Source organism: Leclercia sp. S52 (assembly GCF_039727615.1).
GTDB classification, from domain to species: domain Bacteria; phylum Pseudomonadota; class Gammaproteobacteria; order Enterobacterales; family Enterobacteriaceae; genus Enterobacter; species Enterobacter adecarboxylatus_B.
Genome location: NZ_CP152474.1, coordinates 2,625,377 through 2,644,300, shown reverse-complemented (window position 1 = coordinate 2,644,300; position 18,924 = coordinate 2,625,377). Strand labels below are relative to the sequence as shown.

The 18,924-nt window shown below is 60.5% G+C and carries 15 protein-coding genes and 2 pseudogenes; 14 read left to right on the top strand and 3 right to left on the bottom strand.

All coding sequences use genetic code 11. The features are described from left to right. Positions 1-146: 146 nt before the first annotated feature. The 3 genes from AAHB66_RS12680 to paaZ all read right to left on the bottom strand — a co-directional run bounded on the left by AAHB66_RS12680 (position 147) and on the right by paaZ (position 6,918). The gene (locus tag AAHB66_RS12680) at positions 147-2,123 is read right to left on the bottom strand and encodes an alkyl sulfatase dimerization domain-containing protein (RefSeq protein WP_347113158.1); all 1,977 of its coding nucleotides are present in this window, start codon (positions 2,121-2,123) and stop codon (positions 147-149) included. A gap of 305 nt (positions 2,124-2,428) precedes the next feature. After that, positions 2,429-4,696: a primary-amine oxidase gene (tynA, locus tag AAHB66_RS12675; RefSeq protein ID WP_347113156.1), complete on the bottom strand. Its 2,268-nt coding sequence runs from the start codon at positions 4,694-4,696 to the stop codon at positions 2,429-2,431. 176 nt (positions 4,697-4,872) lie between these two features. Beyond that, entirely contained in the window at positions 4,873-6,918 is a 2,046-nt protein-coding gene (gene paaZ, locus AAHB66_RS12670) for a phenylacetic acid degradation bifunctional protein PaaZ (protein WP_347113155.1), read from the bottom strand. Between the two features lie 282 nt (positions 6,919-7,200). Here paaZ and paaA point away from each other — a divergent pair, with 282 nt between their 5' ends. The 14 genes and pseudogenes from paaA to paaY all read left to right on the top strand — a co-directional run bounded on the left by paaA (position 7,201) and on the right by paaY (position 18,343). Beyond that, the gene (gene paaA / locus AAHB66_RS12665; RefSeq protein ID WP_231600397.1) at positions 7,201-8,130 is read left to right on the top strand and encodes a 1,2-phenylacetyl-CoA epoxidase subunit PaaA; all 930 of its coding nucleotides are present in this window, start codon (positions 7,201-7,203) and stop codon (positions 8,128-8,130) included. Positions 8,131-8,141: 11 nt separating this feature from the next. Further along, positions 8,142-8,429 carry a 1,2-phenylacetyl-CoA epoxidase subunit PaaB gene (gene paaB / locus AAHB66_RS12660; protein ID WP_032611057.1) on the top strand — a complete coding sequence of 96 codons (288 nt, stop codon included), beginning with the start codon at positions 8,142-8,144 and terminating at the stop codon, positions 8,427-8,429. Between the two features lie 8 nt (positions 8,430-8,437). Next, positions 8,438-9,184: a 1,2-phenylacetyl-CoA epoxidase subunit PaaC gene (paaC, locus tag AAHB66_RS12655; RefSeq protein WP_347113153.1), complete on the top strand. Its 747-nt coding sequence runs from the start codon at positions 8,438-8,440 to the stop codon at positions 9,182-9,184. A gap of 14 nt (positions 9,185-9,198) precedes the next feature. Then, on the top strand, positions 9,199-9,693 hold the full coding sequence (paaD, locus tag AAHB66_RS12650) for a 1,2-phenylacetyl-CoA epoxidase subunit PaaD (RefSeq protein ID WP_347113152.1): 495 nt from the start codon (positions 9,199-9,201) through the stop codon (positions 9,691-9,693). A gap of 7 nt (positions 9,694-9,700) precedes the next feature. Beyond that, complete coding sequence (paaE, locus tag AAHB66_RS12645) at positions 9,701-10,771, top strand: 1,2-phenylacetyl-CoA epoxidase subunit PaaE (RefSeq protein WP_347113151.1); 1,071 nt, start codon at positions 9,701-9,703, stop codon at positions 10,769-10,771. Continuing rightward, positions 10,768-11,536: pseudogene (paaF, locus tag AAHB66_RS12640) on the top strand (2,3-dehydroadipyl-CoA hydratase PaaF). The gene paaE and the pseudogene paaF overlap by 4 nt, the downstream one beginning before the upstream one ends. A gap of 2 nt (positions 11,537-11,538) precedes the next feature. Next, the gene (gene paaG, locus AAHB66_RS12635; RefSeq protein ID WP_347113150.1) at positions 11,539-12,324 is read left to right on the top strand and encodes a 2-(1,2-epoxy-1,2-dihydrophenyl)acetyl-CoA isomerase PaaG; all 786 of its coding nucleotides are present in this window, start codon (positions 11,539-11,541) and stop codon (positions 12,322-12,324) included. 1 nt (position 12,325) lies between these two features. After that, positions 12,326-13,750 carry a 3-hydroxyacyl-CoA dehydrogenase PaaH gene (gene paaH / locus AAHB66_RS12630; RefSeq protein WP_347113149.1) on the top strand — a complete coding sequence of 475 codons (1,425 nt, stop codon included), beginning with the start codon at positions 12,326-12,328 and terminating at the stop codon, positions 13,748-13,750. Then, positions 13,740-14,162, top strand: a complete 423-nt coding sequence (gene paaI / locus AAHB66_RS12625) for a hydroxyphenylacetyl-CoA thioesterase PaaI (RefSeq protein ID WP_337014848.1) — start codon at positions 13,740-13,742, stop codon at positions 14,160-14,162. Before paaH ends, paaI begins: the two co-directional genes overlap by 11 nt. Next, positions 14,162-15,223: pseudogene (pcaF, locus tag AAHB66_RS12620) on the top strand (3-oxoadipyl-CoA thiolase); the annotation flags it as partial. The gene paaI and the pseudogene pcaF, both read left to right, overlap by 1 nt. 19 nt (positions 15,224-15,242) lie before the next feature. Beyond that, positions 15,243-15,368, top strand: a complete 126-nt coding sequence (locus tag AAHB66_RS12615) for a hypothetical protein (RefSeq protein ID WP_347113148.1) — start codon at positions 15,243-15,245, stop codon at positions 15,366-15,368. Positions 15,369-15,396: 28 nt separating this feature from the next. Continuing rightward, positions 15,397-16,713: a phenylacetate--CoA ligase PaaK gene (gene paaK / locus AAHB66_RS12610; RefSeq protein WP_347113147.1), complete on the top strand. Its 1,317-nt coding sequence runs from the start codon at positions 15,397-15,399 to the stop codon at positions 16,711-16,713. Between the two features lie 87 nt (positions 16,714-16,800). Next, positions 16,801-17,736 (top strand): phenylacetic acid degradation operon negative regulatory protein PaaX, encoded by a 936-nt coding sequence (gene paaX / locus AAHB66_RS12605; RefSeq protein ID WP_347113145.1) that lies wholly within the window; start codon positions 16,801-16,803, stop codon positions 17,734-17,736. A gap of 10 nt (positions 17,737-17,746) precedes the next feature. Further along, positions 17,747-18,343 carry a phenylacetic acid degradation protein PaaY gene (gene paaY, locus AAHB66_RS12600; RefSeq protein WP_347113144.1) on the top strand — a complete coding sequence of 199 codons (597 nt, stop codon included), beginning with the start codon at positions 17,747-17,749 and terminating at the stop codon, positions 18,341-18,343. The last annotated feature ends 581 nt before the right edge of the window (positions 18,344-18,924 follow it).

Sequence of the window (18,924 nt, the reverse complement as noted above, 5' to 3'; positions counted from 1 at the left end):
TTAGTGTTTACACCCTCTCCCTGTGGGAGAGGGCCGGGGTGAGGGCATCAGGCCGCACCATGCCCGGCGGCGCTGCGCTTGCACGGGCCTACGGTTTCGTAGGTCGGGTAAGCGTAGCGCCACCCGACAGCAGGCCGCACAATAAGTTACGGTGTCACAATATTGAACCAGAATTCAACCTTATCCATATAACCCAGCATGGCATCCAGTTTCGTGCCGTCGCCGGTCACCTTCACCGCACCGCTGTCCTCGGCCTGTTTCAGGGTCGTCTCCTTGAGGATAATTTTGTTCAGCGTGTCGCGGTTTAGGGTAATGGTGGCGTCCGCATTGGTGGCTTCCGCATTGGCGGTGTGGTTCAGCACCCCGTTTTCCAGCTCCAGCTTGTATTTTCCGCCGTCGCTACCCAGGTCGATGTTAAAGACCGATTTCGCCGTCCCGGCTTTTTCACCGTTAATGTGTACCGCCAGATAGTCAAAGAACATCTCCGGCGTCATCGCCCGCACCGTATCCGGGCTGGCGGTGTTCGGGGTCGGGCCTTTCACCACGCCGTTACGCAGCTCCTGCGCGCCGGTGAGGTAGAAGTTACGCCACGGGCCGGATTCCGCCTGATAGCCCAGCTGCTCCAGCGCATCCGCCTCCAGATTGCGGGCCGCCTGGTTGTTCGGATCGGCAAACACCACTTTGCTCACCACCTGCGCTACCCAGCGGTAGTTCCCCTGGTCGAAGTCGGTTTTGGCCTTCTGCAGAATGGCATCCGCACCGCCCATATACTCAACGAATTTCTTCGCACCTTCTTCCGGCGGCAGCTCATCCAGGGTGGCCGGGTTGCCGTCGAACCAGCCGAGATAGAGCACGTAGGTGGCCTTCACGTCGTGGCTTACCGACCCGTAGTAACCGCGGTTCGCCCAGGTGTGCGCCAGTGAATCCGGCAGTTTGAAGTTGGCGGCGATTTCATCCCGGGTCAGCCCCTGGTTCGCCATGCGTAAGGTCTGGTCGTTGATATAACGGTAGAGATCGCGCTGGCTTTTCAGCAGATTATTGACGTTCTCTTTACCCCAGGTCGGCCAGTGGTGCTGGGCCATCAGGATCTCGGCTTTATCACCCCAGCGCACAATGGCTTCGTTGATGTATTTCGACCACGGCAGCGGCTCGCGGATCTTCGCCCCGCGCAGGGAGTAGGTGTTGTGCAGGGTGTGGGTCACGTCCTCGGCGGATTCGATCAGCTTTTTCTCTTCGATAAACCACAGCATTTCCGACGGTGCTTCCGAGCCCGGGGCCAGCATAAAGTCATAGGTCAGGCCGTCGATGGTCTCCTTCTGACCGTCTTTTTCGATGATATTGGTCGGAGCAAGCAGGGTCACGGTCCCGGCGGAGGTGGTGGTACCCAGCCCGGCACCGACCTGGCCTTTGGCATCCGGTTTCAGCAGGTTACCGTACATGTAGCTGGCGCGGCGACTCATTACGTTACCGGCCATAATGTTCTCTGCCACCGCGGCTTCCATAAAGCCCGCCGGGGCGTAGATTTTCACCTTACCGGCTTTGACATCGGCCTCATCCACCACCCCGCGCACGCCGCCGTAATGGTCGACGTGGCTGTGGGTGTAGATCACCGCCACCACCGGCTTCTGCCCGCGATTTTTAAAATAGAGATCCATCCCGACTTTCGCCGTTTCCGCCGATACCAGCGGGTCAACGACGGTGACGCCGGTGGTGCCTTCAATAATGGTCATGTTCGACAGATCGAGGTTGCGGATCTGATACACCCCGTCCGTCACCTCAAACAGGCCGCTGATATTAATCAGCTGCGCCTGACGCCACAGGCTGGGGTTGACGGTGTCCGGCGCTTTATCGCCCTCTTTAATAAACGCGTATTGTTGCGGATCCCAGACCACGTTGCCCTGTTCGCCTTTGATCACCTCCGTAGGGAGCGGGGCGATAAAGCCTTTATGGGCATCGGTAAAGTCGGTGTTATCGGAGAAGGGCAGTTGACTAAAGAGGGCGTTATTGGCTTGCTGAGTGGCGGCGGCGGCGTCTTTTGGCGCTTCTGCGGCAAACGCAGGCATGCCAGCAGAAATAAAAAGCCCGGCGAGCGCAAGGCTTCTTGCTATCAAGTTGAATCTCATCCTGAAAACCTCTCAATGTGCATACAGCGGCGTAGGGGAAAACTTCGCATGATGTCCAGAAAAACGTTTAAAGAAAGGCAACCCGAACGGCATGGGTATGAATAACTATAAACAGACAAATACATTCAGCAAATAAATCTCTTATGGATAATTAATTACTTTGCAACGGCATTGCCCGGCGGCGCTGCGCTTGCACGGGCCTACGGGACCGCATATTCCGTAGGCCGGGTAAGGCGCAGCCGCCACCCGGCAGCAGGCCGCACAAAAAAAGCCGGGCAATCTGCCCGGCTTATTGTCACCGCCCCTTACTGCGCGTCTTTCTTCTTACCCAACGACGGGGTTTCGTCAAAGAAGTTCCAGGGTTTAAGCAGGGTATGCACCCACTCGGTTGGCATAATTGGCCACTCCTCCGCACGCGCAACGTGGGTGGTGCCGGTGGTCATCCACACCACGTCATCCTGATTATCCAGCGACTCGTTATCCTTGCTGAACTGGCCCAGACCGGTGTCCTGGGTGGAGCGGTTCGGGAATTTCCCTTCCGGGTACATCTCGTTCGGATGGTAGCGGGTCACCCACAGCTGTTTATCCATAAAGCTCAGACGGTGATAGATCCACTCGTCCGGGGCGAATTTCGCGCCGGTGGCCACCGGGTGCGTACCGCCCGCGTACGGGATGATCTGATAGGAGACCGGGTTGCCCATGCGGTTCTCTTTGCTGGTGTTGCTCAGCAGACGAATGGTGCCCGGGTCAAATTTCTGCGCCGCCTGCTGCTCGGTATCAATATTGTACTGGTTGATCTGCAGGCTACTGGTACGCGGGCCGCCGGCGGTGTTCGGTTTCACCTCCGGATCCATCGCCACCAGGCTGTTGTTAGTGCCATCCACGTCCATATCCAGACGGAAGTTATAGATGTGCTGGTGGGTGGTGCCGACGATGTTGTGGTCAATCAGGGTGCCGTACTTCGTATCCTCTTTGGCGCTCGGGTCGTGCATGGTTTTCGCCGTTACCCCTTTCACCGCTTCGATACCGGTCGCCCCGGCATCGATGCCGATGGTGCCGTTTTCGTGGAAGATCCAGTCGAATATATAATCGTAGTTCCCGACGGTACTGATCCAGCGCACCACCAGCTCACGACGTTCGGTGCTGACGTTCGGCTGATTCATCTCCTGATGCTTATACTCCGGCCCGGCGTAGCGTTCGAAAATCGCCATCGCCCGCGGGATCTCCATTGGCGCACCGGTGTAATCCGGGATGGTCTGATTCAGCAGCACGGCGTTGGACGGCACGTCTTTGCCGCGCACCAGCGGGGAGGTCAGGGTACCCATGCCGTAGTCGCCGGAATCCAGGTAGGCTTTGAAGTACCAGCCCACGTCCGGGTCGCCGTAAGGGACGATCATACCGCCCAGCGATCCTTCGTACATCACCTGGCGTTTTTTGCCGTTGTCGTTAAAGGTGACGGTGGAGATAATCGGCCCCACGCGGGAGTCGAGGCTCAGGTGGAAGTCCCAGTTCTGCCAGTGGATCATGTTGCCGGTGATGGTGTAGTTCTTGCCTTCCGGCTCGGTGATTTCCAGCGGCTTATGGGCGACGGGCTCGCGGTCGCGGCCATCATAAGGGCGGGGCTCCATCGGGACCGGGACAATCGCGCCTTCTTCGATTTTAATAATCTTCTTCCCGACCAGGTCCACCACCGCGACCAGGTTTTCAATCGGGTGCGCCCAGTAGTTGCCGTCGCCGGTATCCAGATAGCTCACCACCTTCAGCAGGCGATCTTCCTGCTTCAGGCCATCTTTGCCGTCAAAGTAGCCGACGGTCAGCGGGGTGGTCATCACCTTGCTCGGGTCATTAATACCGCGCTTTTTCAGCGCGTCGATATACTCCTGGCTGCCGATGACGATCTTCTGCACCGCCATAAAATCATCCAGCAGCACCATGCCGTGGGCGTCCTTAATCGGCTCCCAGTGCATGATTTTTTTGTCCTTCAGGTCCACCAGCGCTTCGATAACGAATTTACCGTCCAGCATGGTGATATTGGCCTGACGCGGCGCATCCACCGCCGTACCGTTCAGCACGAAGTCCCACACTTTGGCTTTTTCCGGTTCGGCCAGCGCGATCTGGGTAAAGCGGGTGTTCGGTTTGAAGTCCGGCGAGGCTTTCACAATCTCGACGGCCTGTTTAATTTCATCTGCGGTCAGGGCGTTCAGCGGGTGCGGAGTCTTCTCCACCTGGAAGGTCTGATCCAGGCCGGACTGGAACACATCGTTGACAAAGGTATCGGAGATCCAGGCCTTATTGTCTTTCATCACCACCGGCACCTGCAGGGTCAGCGGTTTGCCGTTGACGATAGCGGTTTTGGCGCCTGGCTTCACTTTGATGAAAGCCCCGTCTTTGGTGATGGTGTAGATCTGGGCGTAGTCATCCCAGGCCACATCCGCGCCAAAATCGGTCAGGGTTTTATCCATCTCGACCATATGCGCTTCACCACCGTGAGCCAGCACCTGACCGGAAAAGAGACAAGCAACGGCCAACGCCAGCACCGTTTTACGTGGAGAAAAGATTGAGGAGCTTCCCATGATTAACCTCTGTTGTATGTGTTGTTATCCACTCGGGACCGCTGTTCTGCGCGCGGTTTATTCATTGCCAACATAGCAATAACGCTGTGCGTACCGTTTGCCTGCATTTGCCAGATGTTTTGTCAGATGTGCCAGAAGCCGGGTAACGTGCGCGACGTTACCCGGTGGGAAGGGGATCAGGCGTCAAAATCTCCGTGCTGTCGGGAGACGAGGGTCAGGATCGAGTAGAGTGCCACCGGCTGCTGGTGCTGGTTGAAGATCTCAACCGACCACTCCACCACGCCGGTCGGTTTCTCTTCCGCCGTGCGCTGCTTCTTCAGCGTCTTGCGCTTACAGGTCAGACGCACCTGGATGGTATCGCCCGGTTTGACCGGCTCGATAAAGCGCAGGTTCTCCATGCCGTAGTTGGCGATCACCGGCCCGACGCCCGCATCGACGAACAGCCCGGCGGCAGCGGAGATCAGGAAGTAACCGTGCACCACGCGCTCGCCAAAAATCGACTCCGCCGCGCCAATCTTGTCCATGTGGGCGTAGAAATGATCCCCACTCAGGCAGGCAAAGTTGACGATGTCGGTTTCGGTCAGGGTACGGCGCGGGGTCAGCAGGCTGTCGCCCGGCTGCAGCTCCTCGAAATATTTGCGGAACGGATGGACGCGATCTTCCTGCACCTGGGCCCCGCGCACCCACTGCTGGCTGATGGCGGCCAGCATGCTCGGGCTGCCCTGGATCGCGGTGCGTTGCAGGTAGTGTTTCACCGCCCGCAGGCCGCCCAGCTCTTCACCGCCCCCGGCGCGACCCGGACCGCCGTGCACCAGCTGCGGCAGCGGAGAGCCGTGGCCGGTGGACTCTTTGGCCGACTCTTCGTTGAGGATCTGGATACGCCCGTGGGCACGCGCGGCACCGGCGATAAACTGACGCGCCAGGCGCAGATCGGCGGTGACCAGCGTCCCGGCGAGGCTACCTTCACCGGCGCGGGCCAGGGCCATGGCGTGTTCACGGGTCTGGTACGGCATCAGGGTAGCGACCGGGCCAAAGGCTTCGGTGGCGTGTACGGCCGGGGTTTCGTCCGGCTGCGGGCAGAAGAGAAGGGTTGGGGGGAAGAAAGCGCCGGCGGCGTTCAGGTCGGCTTTCCCGCCCAGACGGACCTGGCAGCCTGCAGTCACTAAGGTATCCACCTTCTCCTGCACGTCGGCGCGCTGGTCGGCGTTGACCAGCGAACCCATCTTAATCCCATCCTGCGCCGGGTCACCCACAGCTACTTTCTCCAGCCGGGCGATCAGCGCCTGGCTGACGGCTTCCACCTGCGCCTGCGGCACAATGATGCGGCGGATGGCAGTACATTTTTGTCCGGCTTTCGCCGTCATCTCCCGCACCACTTCGCGGATAAACAGGGCAAACTCCGGCTGCTCCGGGGTGACGTCATCCCCCAGCACGCAGCAGTTCAGGGAGTCGGCTTCCATGGTAAACGGAATCGATCGGGCCACGATGTTCGGGTGTACGCGCAGCATCTGGCCGGTGACGGCGGAGCCGGTAAAGGTCACCACGTCCTGGCTGTCGAGCTGGTCGAGCAGATCCCCCGCGCCGCCGCAGATCAGGCTGATGGCGCCGTCCGGCACCAGGCCGCTGTCGACGATCGCTTTTACCATCGCCTGGGTCACCTGGGCGGTGGCGGTGGCCGGTTTGATGATTGCCGGCATCCCCGCCAGCCAGGTCGGGGCCAGTTTTTCCAGCATCCCCCAGCAGGGGAAGTTAAAGGCGTTGATGTGTACGGCGACGCCGGATTTCGAGGTCAGCACGTGACGGGCGGCAAAACCGCCCTCTTTTGACAGGGGGATCAGCTCATCTTCCGGCCACAGGGTGTCGTCCGGCAGCTCGCGGCTGCCGAGGCTGGCGAAGGTGAAGAGGGTGCCGATCCCGCCCTCGATATCCACCCAGCTGTCGGCGCGGGTCGCCCCGGTCTGGGCGGAGAGGGCATAGAACGTCTCTTTCTGGCTCAACAGATGTTTTGCCACCGCTTTCAGCATCGCGGCGCGCTCGATGAAGGTCATGGCGTGAAGTGATTCACCGCCTTTCTCAATGGCGTAACGACGCGCGGCGGCCATATCCAGCCCTTCGCTGGTGACCTGCCAGAGGGTTTCGCCGCTGATGGCGTGCTGAATAGTGCGCTCACGGCCCCGGCCAGACTGCCAGGTGCCGGACAAAAAGCTGGCTAACTGCTGCATTTTTCTCTCCAGGTGGTTCGTGATTTCGCTATAGATAGTTTGATTATGAATCATAAAATGCAAGCTATGTTTTAATGATTTGTTAACAGTGTGATCTTGTCTGACTATTCCCGCTGTCTGATTCCCGCCACAGAAGGGGCTGCGCAAAAGGCTTGCGAGCCGCATCACAAAATAAACAAACACTTCTTGGGGTTATATTTAACCTTTGTGTAACTTTTAAGAAACGAAGTGATTCATCATTGAATGGAATTTACCAGTTAAACGAATCATAAGGGTGATGACGTGACCGAAGAACAACGCTTTGAACAGCGAATCGCGCAAGAGACGGCCATCGAGCCGCAGGACTGGATGCCTGACGCGTACCGCAAGACGCTGATCCGCCAGATTGGTCAGCATGCCCACTCCGAAATTGTCGGCATGCTGCCGGAAGGCAACTGGATCACCCGCGCCCCGACGCTGCGCCGCAAGGCCATCCTGCTGGCGAAAGTGCAGGATGAAGCCGGACACGGTCTCTATCTCTACAGCGCGGCGGAGACGCTGGGCTGCGCCCGGGAAGATATCTACCAGAAGATGCTCGACGGCAAGATGAAATACTCCTCCATCTTCAACTACCCGACCCTGAGCTGGGCCGATATCGGCGTCATTGGCTGGCTGGTGGATGGCGCGGCCATTGTTAACCAGGTGGCGCTGTGCCGTACCTCTTACGGCCCCTATGCCCGGGCGATGGTGAAAATCTGTAAAGAAGAGAGCTTCCACCAGCGTCAGGGCTTTGAAGCCTGCATGGCGCTGGCCCAGGGCAGCGAGGCCCAGCGCCAGATGCTGCAGGACGCCATCAACCGTTTCTGGTGGCCGGCGCTGATGATGTTCGGCCCGAACGACGACAACTCCCCGAACAGCGCCCGCAGCCTGGCCTGGAAGATCAAACGCTTTGGCAACGACGAGCTGCGCCAGCGCTTCGTCGACAACACCGTGCCGCAGGTGGAGATGCTGGGCATGACCGTCCCGGATGCCGATCTGCACTTCGATGCAGAAAGCGGCCACTACCGTTTCGGTGAGATCGACTGGCAGGAGTTTGACGACGTTATCAATGGCCGTGGGGTCTGTAACCACGAACGCCTGGCCGCCAAGAATAAAGCCTGGGAAGAGGGGACGTGGGTGCGCGAAGCCGCCCTGGCGCACGCAGAAAAACAACACGCCCGCAAGGTTGCGTAAGGGGAATCACGATGAGCAAAACATACTGGCCGTTGTACGAAGTTTTTGTCCGCAGCAAACAGGGGCTGTCCCACCGTCACGTCGGCAGCCTGCACGCCGCCGACGATCGCATGGCGCTGGAGAACGCTCGCGACGCTTACACCCGCCGCAGCGAAGGCTGCTCCATCTGGGTGGTGAAGGCGAGCGAAATCGTCGCCTCGCAGCCGGAAGAGCGCGGCGAGTTTTTCGATCCGGCGGAGAGCAAGGTCTACCGTCACCCAACCTTCTACACCATCCCTGATGGCATCGAGCACATGTGAGGTCCGGGATGAAAACGTTAACGAACTATGTCCTGCGCCTGGGTGATAACGGCCTGGTGCTCTCCCAGCGTCTGGGGGCCTGGTGTGGCCATGCCCCGGAGCTGGAGATCGATCTCGCGCTGGCCAATATCGGCCTCGACCTGCTGGGCCAGGCGCGCAACTTCTTAACCTACGCCGCCGAGCTGGAAGGCGAGGGCGACGAAGATACGCTGGCCTTCCAGCGCGACGAACGCCAGTTCAGCAACCTGCTGCTGGTGGAACAGCCGAACGGCAACTTCGCCGACACTATCGCCCGTCAGTATTTTATCGACGCCTGGCACGTGGCGCTGTTCACCCGTCTGACTCAGAGCCGCGATGCGCAGCTTGCCGCCATTGCCGCCAAATCCATTAAAGAGGCCCGCTACCACCTGCGCTTCAGCCGCGGCTGGCTGGAACGCCTCGGTAACGGCACCGCCGTCTCCGCACAGAAGATGCAGCAGGCGGTCAACGATCTGTGGCGCTTCACCGCCGAGCTGTTCGAGGCCGACGAGATCGACTTAGGCCTGGTGGCCGAGGGTATCGCCGTCGATCCACGCAGCCTGCGCGAAGAGTGGGAAGCGGAAGTCTTTGCCGGGCTGAACGCGGCGACGCTGAGCGTGCCCGAGGAAGCGGCCTACCGTAGCGGCGGCCGTAAAGGGCTGCATACCGAACATCTGGGACCGATGCTGGCAGAGATGCAGTATCTGCAGCGCGTGTATCCCGGGCAGCAGTGGTAACGCAGGAGAGCACCATGCAACACGTCGAACTCGCACCCGCCGCCGTCCCGCAGATCTGGTCTTTGTTAAGCCAGATCCCGGACCCGGAGATCCCGGTGCTGACCATTACCGATCTGGGCATGGTGCGCAGCGTTACCCCACAGGGTGAAGGCTGGGCTATCGGCTTTACGCCGACCTATTCCGGCTGTCCGGCTACCGACCATCTGATGGGGGCGATCCGCGACACCCTGACCGCCCACGGCTATGTCCCGGTGCAGATCACCATTCAGCTCGACCCGGCATGGACCACCGACTGGATGACCCCGGACGCCCGGGAGCGTTTGCGCCAGTACGGCATCAGCCCCCCGGCCGGACACAGCTGCCATGCGCATCTGCCCGCCGAGGTGACCTGTCCGCGCTGCGCCAGCACCCGTACCACGATGATCAGTGAATTTGGTTCCACGGCCTGCAAAGCGCTTTACCGCTGCGACAGCTGCCGGGAACCCTTCGACTATTTCAAATGTATCTGAGGTCGCCATGACAACGTTTCATTCCTTAACGGTGGCAAAAGTGGAACCCGAAACCCGCGATGCGGTGACCATCACCTTCGCGGTTCCCCAGGCTTTGCAGGAGGCGTATCGCTTCCGTCCGGGCCAGCATCTGACGCTGAAAGCCCATCTCGCGGGCGAAGAGCTGCGCCGCTGCTACTCTATCTGCCGCAGCGTGCAGCCGGGCGAGATCAGCGTGGCGGTGAAAGCCATCGACGGCGGCCGCTTCTCGCGCTATGCCCGGGATGAGATCAAACAGGGGATGGCGCTGGAGGTGATGGTGCCCCAGGGCCACTTTGGCTATCAGCCGCTGGCTGAGCGGGAAGGCTGCTACCTGGCGATTGCCGCCGGTTCCGGCATTACCCCGATGCTGGCCATTATCTCCAGCACCCTGAAAACCGAACCCTACAGCCAGTTCACCCTGATTTACGGCAACCGCAGCAGCCAGAGCATGATGTTCCGCCAGGCGCTGGCCGATCTGAAGGACAGCTACCCGACCCGCCTGCAGGTGGTCAATATCTTCAGCCAGGAGACGCTGGACAGCGAGCTGCTGCACGGGCGCATCGACGGCGCGAAACTGCAGGCGCTGGCGAAACACTTAATCGACTTCAGCCAGTTTGACGAGGCCTTTATCTGCGGCCCGGCGGCGATGATGGACGACGCCGAGCAGGCGCTGAAAGCGCTGGGCATGCCGGAAAAATCGCTGCATCTGGAACGCTTCAATACCCCGGGCACCAGCGTAAAACGCGCCCACACCGTTCAGGTAGAGGGGCAGAAAGTGACGGTGCGCCAGGACGGACGCGACCGCGAGATCACCCTGACCGCCGATGACGAAAGCATTCTTGACGCCGCATTGCGTCAGGGGGCGGATCTGCCGTACGCCTGTAAAGGCGGGGTCTGCGCTACCTGCAAATGCAAAGTGGTGCGCGGAAAGGTAGACATGGCGACCAACTACAGCCTCGAGCCGGACGAACTGGCGGCGGGCTACGTTCTGAGCTGCCAGGCCCTGCCGCTGACCCGCGACGTGGTGGTGGACTTTGACGCGAAGGGGATGGCATGAGCGACCTGATTGTCACCCGTCAGGGGCGAATACTGCTCCTGACCCTCAACCGTCCGGCGGCCCGCAACGCCCTTAACAATGCCCTGTTGAGCGAGCTGGCGACCACTCTCGAAGCCGCGGCAACCGATAGCGAGGTTTCGGTGTGCGTGATCGCCGGCAACGAGCGTTTCTTTGCCGCCGGGGCCGATCTCAATGAGATGGCCGAAAAAGATCTGCCCGCCACCCTCAACGACATTCGCCCCCAGCTGTGGGCGCGGATCAACGCTTTCAGCAAACCGCTGATTGCCGCGGTCAACGGCTACGCGCTGGGGGGCGGGCTGCGAGCTGGCGCTGCTGTGCGATGTAACGATCGCCGGGGAGAACGCCCGCTTTGGCCTGCCCGAAATCACTTTAGGCATTATGCCGGGCGCGGGCGGCACTCAACGCCTGATCCGCAGCGTCGGCAAATCGCTGGCCAGCAAAATGGTGCTGACCGGCGAAAGCATCACCGCCCGGCAGGCGCTGGCCGCAGGCCTGGTGAGCGACGTTTATCCCGAATCCCTGACCCTGGAATATGCCCTCCAGCAGGCCGCGCTGATGGCGCGCCACTCGCCGCTGGCGCTGCAGGCGGCGAAGCAGGCGTTACGCCAGTCCCAGGAAGTGGCCCTGCAGGCCGGGCTGGCCCAGGAGCGTCAGCTGTTTACCCTGCTGGCAGCCACCGAGGATCGCCGGGAAGGGATCGACGCCTTCCTGCAAAAACGCACCCCCGAATTTAAAGGACGCTAACCATGGATTTCATTCTGAGTCACGTTGAGCAGGGCGTAATGACTATTACCCTGAACCGCCCGGAGCGTCTCAACAGCTTTAACGAGGAGATGCATCTGCAGCTGGCCGAGTGCCTTAAGCAGGCCGAGCGCGACGACAGCGTGCGTTGCCTGCTGGTGACCGGGGCCGGACGCGGATTTTGCGCCGGGCAGGATCTCAACGACCGCAACGTCGACCCGAACAGCCCCGCGCCCGATCTGGGGATGTCGGTGGAAAAATTCTACAACCCGCTGGTTAAGCGCCTGGCAAAACTGCCGAAGCCGGTGATCTGCGCGGTCAACGGCGTCGCCGCCGGAGCCGGCGCCACGCTGGCGCTGGGCTGCGACATCGTCATTGCCGCCCGTTCGGTAAACTTTGTGATGGCCTTCAGCAAGCTCGGTCTGGTGCCGGATTCCGGTGGGACCTGGCTGCTGCCGCGCCTGACCGGCCGCGCCCGGGCAATGGGCCTGGCCCTGCTGGGAGAGAAGATCAGCGCCGAACAGGCGCACGCCTGGGGGATGATCTGGCAGGTGGTGGATGACGCCGAGCTGACCGACACCGCTCGCCAGCTGGCCGTGCATCTCGCCTCGCAGCCGACCTTTGGCCTGGGGCTGATCAAGCAGGCGATCAACGCCGCCGAAACCAACACCCTCGATGCTCAGCTGGATCTTGAGCGCGACTATCAGCGCCTGGCCGGACGCAGCGCCGACTACCGTGAGGGCGTCAGCGCCTTCCTCAACAAACGCGCGCCGCAGTTTACGGGGAAATAAGATGACGACAATTCATACCGTGGCTGTGATAGGCAGCGGCATCATGGGAGCCGGGATCGCCGAAGTAGCGGCCAGCCACGGGCATCCGGTGCTGGTGTATGACATCAATGCCGACGCGATTTCCCGCGCCATCGACGGTATCCGCACCCGTCTCGAATCCCGCATGGCGCGCGGCAAGCTGAGCGCGCAGGCCTGCGAGCAGACGCTCCAGCGTCTGATACCGGTGACCGACATTCACGCCCTGGCGGCGGCCGACCTGGTTATCGAAGCCGCCTCCGAGCAGATGGCGGTCAAAAAAGCGCTCTTTGCCGAACTGGCGGAGATCTGCCCGGCCAACACGCTGCTGACCAGCAATACCTCTTCTATCTCCATTACCGCCATTGCCGCCGATGTGAAACACCCCGAGCGCGTGGCCGGGCTGCACTTCTTTAACCCGGCCCCGGTGATGAAGCTGGTAGAGGTGGTGAGCGGGCTGGCGACCTCCGGTGAAGTAGTGGAACAGCTGAGCGAGCTGGCGGTGAACTGGGGTAAACAGCCGGTGCGCTGCCAGTCCACCCCGGGCTTTATCGTTAACCGCGTGGCACGTCCGTACTACGCCGAAGCCTGGCGCGCCCTGGAAGAGCAGGTGGCTGCACCGGAAGTTATCGACGCCGCGCTGCGCGACGGCGCGGGCTTCCCGATGGGGCCGCTGGAGCTGACCGACATGATCGGCCAGGACGTCAACTTCGCCGTCACCTGTTCGGTATTTAACGCCTTCTGGCAGGAGCGCCGCTTCCTGCCGTCGCTGGTGCAGCAGGAGCTGGTGCTGGCCGGGCGCTTCGGCAAGAAGAGCGGCCAGGGCGTCTACAACTGGCGCAGCGAGAAGCCCGCCGTTAACTGGCTGGAGACCGTTGGCGACACGTACAGCGCCATGAACGTGCAGAGAAGAAGTGACGGTGTCACCGAAATCGACGGCCTGCTGCTGATCGAAACCCAGGGCGAGACCGCCCAGGCGCTGGCGAACCGTTACGGTCAGCCGGTGGTGGTCGTGGATCGGCAGGAAGGGGATGTGGCAGTGATTGCCCCGGCGGCCAGCAACCCGGCCTCCGCCACCCTGAAAGCGGTCTGGTACCTGCAGCAGCAGGGCAAGCGCGTCCTGCAGGTGGCGGATTATCCCGGCCTGCTGATCTGGCGCACGGTGGCGATGATCGTCAACGAAGCCCTCGACGCCCTGCAAAAAGGGGTCGCCAGCGAACAGGATATCGATACCGCCATGCGCCTCGGGGTGAACTACCCGCGCGGTCCGCTGGCCTGGGGAGAACAGCTTGGCTGGCAGCGCCTGCTGATCCTGCTTGAAAACCTGCAACGCCACTACGGCGAAGAACGCTATCGCCCGTCATCCCTGCTGCGCCAGCGCGCGCTTCTGGAGAGTAGCTATGAGTCATAACGCCTGGCGCAACGCCCGCGCCATGTATGAAAACGATGCCTGCGCCCAGGCCTATGGCATCGACATTATCGAGATGGATGAGGGCGTCGCCGTGTTGACCATGACCGTCACGCCGCAGATGCTCAACGGCCACAAAAGCTGCCACGGCGGCCAGCTGTTTACGCTGGCCGACACCGCCTTCGCCTACGCCTGCAACAGCCAGGGGCTGGCGGCGGTAGCCTCGGGCTGCACCATCGATTTTGTTCGTCCGGCCTTTGCCCACGACAAGCTCACCGCCACCGCGCAGGTGCGCCATCAGGGGAAACAGACCGGCGTGTACGACATTGAAATTGTTAACCAACAGCAAAAAACCGTTGCCCTGTTCCGTGGGAAATCCCACCGCATCGGCGGCACTATTACAGGAGAAGCATAATGCGTGACGCCTTTATTTGTGACGGGATCCGTACCCCCATCGGTCGCTATGCCGGGGCATTGTCCGCCGTGCGCGCGGACGATCTGGGCGCTATCCCGCTGCGCGAGCTGCTGGTGCGTAACCCGGGTCTGGATGCGGAACGCATTGATGACGTGATTTTTGGCTGCGCCAACCAGGCGGGGGAAGACAACCGCAACGTGGCGCGCATGTCCCTGCTGCTGGCCGGGCTGCCGCAGACCGTCTCCGGCACCACCCTGAACCGCCTGTGCGGCTCCGGCCTCGACGCGCTGGGCTTTGCCGCCCGCGCCATCCGCGCCGGTGATGGCGACCTGATGATCGCCGGTGGCGTGGAGTCGATGTCCCGCGCGCCCTTCGTGATGGGCAAAGCCACCAGCGCCTTCCAGCGCCAGAATGAAATTTTCGATACCACCATCGGCTGGCGTTTTGTGAACCCGCTCATGGCGCAGCAATTTGGTTCTGACAGCATGCCGGAAACGGCAGAGAATGTAGCGGAATTGTTACGGATTTCCCGTGAAGATCAGGACGCCTTTGCGTTCCGCAGCCAGCAGCGTACCGCCCGGGCCCAGGCCAACGGCATTCTGGCCCAGGAGATCGTCCCGGTGATGATTAAAGGTAAAAAAGGGGCGGTGACCGAAGTGGTGCATGACGAGCATCTGCGCCCGGACACCACACTGGAGATGCTGGCCGGGCTGAAAGCGCCGTTCCGCGCCGGGGGCGTAGTCACCGCAGGTAACGCGTCCGGGGTGAACGACGGCGCTGCGGCGCTGATTATCGCCAGCGAGGAGATGGCGGCAGCGCAGGGCTTAACCCCGCGGACCCGCATCGTGGCGATGGCGACTGCCGGTGTTGAACCGCGTCTGATGGGGCTGGGCCCGGTGCCTGCCACCCGCCGCGTGCTGGAGCGTGCCGGTCTGAGCATCAACGATATGGACGTTATCGAACTGAACGAAGCCTTTGCTTCGCAGGCGCTGGGCGTGCTGCGCGAGCTGGGGCTGCCGGACGATGCTCCGCATGTGAACCCCAACGGGGGGGGCCATTGCCTTAGGTCATCCGCTGGGCATGAGCGGTGCCCGTCTGGCGCTGGCCGCCAGCAACGAGCTGCACCGTCGGAAAGGGCGCTATGCGCTCTGCACGATGTGTATTGGTGTCGGTCAGGGCATTGCCATGATCCTTGAGCGTGTCTGAACAATTATAAAAATGTGAGTACCCTACAATGACAACGACAACTAAGCTGGATCCAATCGAAACCGCGTCCCTGGATGAGCTGCAGGCCCTGCAAACCCAGCGCATGAAGTGGACGTTAGAACACGCCTATAACAACGTCCCGATGTACAAACGCAAGTTTGATGCGGCGGGGGTTCATCCTGACGATTTCAAAGAGTTAGCGGATATCCGCAAGTTCCCGTGCACCACCAAACAGGATCTGCGCGACAACTATCCGTTCGACACCTTCGCGGTGCCGATGGAGCAGGTGGTGCGTATTCACGCCTCTTCCGGAACCACCGGGAAACCGACCGTGGTCGGCTACACGCAGAACGACATTGATAACTGGGCTAACATTGTGGCCCGCTCCCTGCGCGCCGCCGGGGGCAGTGCGAAGGACAAAATTCACGTCGCCTACGGCTACGGCCTGTTCACCGGCGGGCTGGGTGCGCATTACGGTGCCGAGCGTTTAGGCGCGACGGTGATCCCGATGTCCGGCGGCCAGACAGAGAAACAGGCCCAGCTGATCCGCGATTTCCAGCCGGACATGATCATGGTGACGCCGTCCTACTGCCTCAACCTGATTGAAGAGCTGGAGCGCCAGATGGGCGGCGATGCCAGTAAATGCTCCCTGCGCGTCGGCGTCTTTGGTGCCGAGCCCTGGACCCTGGCGATGCGCCGTGAAATCGAGAAACGCCTCGGCATCACCGCCCTGGATATCTATGGCCTGTCCGAAGTGATGGGTCCGGGCGTGGCGATGGAGTGCATCGAAACCGCTGACGGCCCGACCATCTGGGAAGATCACTTCTACCCGGAGATCGTCAACCCGAACGACGGCACGCCGCTCAATGACGGCGAGCAGGGCGAACTGCTGTTCACCACCCTGACCAAAGAGGCGCTGCCGGTGATCCGCTACCGCACCCGCGACCTGACCCGTCTGCTGCCGGGCACCGCCCGCACCATGCGCAGGATGGATCGCATCAGCGGTCGCAGCGACGATATGCTGATCATCCGCGGCGTGAACGTCTTCCCGTCCCAGCTGGAAGAGGAGATCGTGAAGTTCGAACACCTGTCACCGCACTACCAGCTGGAGGTCAATCGCCGGGGCCATCTTGATTCGCTTTCGGTGAAAGTGGAGCTGAAGCAGAGCAGCTTAACCCTGACCCATGAGCAGCGCTGCCACGTGTGCCATGAGCTGCGCCATCGCATCAAATCGATGGTGGGGATCTCCACCGACGTAACCATTGTGAACTGCGGCAGTATCCCGCGTTCCGAAGGCAAAGCCTGCCGCGTCTTCGACCTGCGTAAGGTCGCTGCCAACGGCTAATCCCTGCCTGCTGACCCTCTCCGTATTGGGGAGGGTCGCGCTTGTAGAGCTATGCTATGATTCATCAGGAAAAATAATCACAACAGAATGAATCACATGAGTAAACTCGACGCCTTTATCCAGCACGCGGTCAGCTCCGTTCCCGTCAGCGGTACCTCACTGATCTCCTCCTTATACGGTGATGCGCTCTCCCATCGCGGCGGTGAAGTCTGGCTGGGCAGCCTGGCATCACTGCTGGAAGGGATGGGATTTGGCGAGCGCTTCGTGCGCACTGCGCTGTTCCGCCTGAACAAAGAGGGCTGGCTGGATGTGGTCCGCATCGGCAGACGCAGCTTTTATCGCCTAAGCGACAAAGGGCTACGCCTGACCCGTCGCGCTGAGGCGAAAATTTATCGTGCGGAGCTACCGGCCTGGGACGGCAAATGGCTGCTGCTGTTGTCCGAAGGGATGGACAAAGCCACGCTGGCGGACGTGAAGAAACAGCTGATCTGGCAGGGGTTCGGCACCCTGGCGCCCAGCCTGATGGCCTCGCCGTCGCAACAGCTGGCGGATGTACAGACCCTGCTGCACGAAGCGGGCGTGGCCGAGAACGTGATTTGTTTTGAGGCGCATTCGCCGCTGGCGCTCTCCCGCGCCGCGCTGCGCTCCCGTGTCGAGGAGTGCTGGCAGCTCAGCGAGCAGAACGTCATGTACGAAACCTTTATCGACTCGTTCCGGCCGCTGCTGCCGCTGCTGCGTGAAGCCGCCCCGGAGGAGTTGACGCCGGAACGCTGCTTCCAGATCCAGCTGCTGCTGATCCACTTTTATCGCCGGGTGGTGCTGAAAGATCCACTGCTGCCGGAAGAGTTACTCCCGTCGCACTGGGCAGGCCAGACGGCCCGCCAGCTGTGCATCAACATTTATCAGCGCGTCGCGCCAGGTGCGCTGGCGTTTGTCAGTGAGAAAGGGGAGACCAGCGTCGGCGAACTGCCGTCGCCGGGTTCCTCCTACTGGCAACGCTTCGGCGGCCTGACGCCTGCCTGAAGGAGGTAATGTGCCTGTATATCAAATCGATGGGATGACCCCGGTCGTTCCACCAGAGAGTTATGTCCACCCGACCGCGGTGCTGATTGGCGATGTGATCCTCGGCAAGGGGGTCTACGTGGGGCCTAACGCCAGCCTGCGCGGCGATTTTGGTCGTATCGTGGTGAAAGATGGAGCCAACATCCAGGATAACTGCATCATGCACGGTTTTCCGGAGCAGGACACGGTGGTGGAAGAAGAGGGCCATATCGGTCATGGCGCCATTCTGCATGGCTGCATCATCCGCCGCAATGCGCTGGTGGGGATGAATGCGGTGATCATCGACGGGGCGGTGATTGGCGAAAACAGCATTGTCGGCGCGGCCGCCTTTGTAAAAGCGAAGGCGGAAATGCCTGCCGACCATCTGATTATCGGCAGCCCGGCCAAAGCGATCCGCGTGCTGAGCGAGCAGGAAAAGGCGTGGAAGCAGCAGGGCACCCGGGAGTATCAGACCCTGGTGGAACGCTGCAAGCAGACGATGCATCAGGTCGAGCCGCTGCACGAGGTGGAGCCGGATCGTAAGCGGCTGGTTTTTGATGAGAACCTGCGGCCGAAGTCCGCCAGTTGAGCGGCAAAACCCCTTATTAAACGAGATCGGGATCACGTAATTATCTGTTTTAATGATATTAAACAATAAAATATAACAGTGCGTGATTCGGGTGTTGACAGTGCAGCTATAATGAGTAAATTAGAACTCAGCACCACAGAGAAATAAATGTTTCACGGTGCGGTAATAGAGCAGTAAAGAGATGCGATAAAGGCCACGAAGTAGTGTAGTTTGGGTCCTGGTAATAACTAAACGCCAGTGTGAACACGCTTTCAGGCCATGCAGTAAATCAGTACGATCGCATGATGGGGAAGTAAACGCGATGATGTAAGGCCTTGTTTCAAAGAGTAATGGTCGCGATCTGGGGACGTAAGTATGGCGTTAAGAATATCGCGACGCAATTAAGGCAACGCATCAAGAGTATATATCGCGTGGGTGATGTACACGACAGGAAATGATGTTATTTCACATACTTATCAAAGGAGGTAGCGTTAACTTGTTTTATCGGTAATCCTGTGAGAATACGTACATCTTAGAAGTTGTAGTGTAATTAAGTTGATGAATGTTAAATATTAAATCGGTAGTACCCTAAAAGCCCCGGC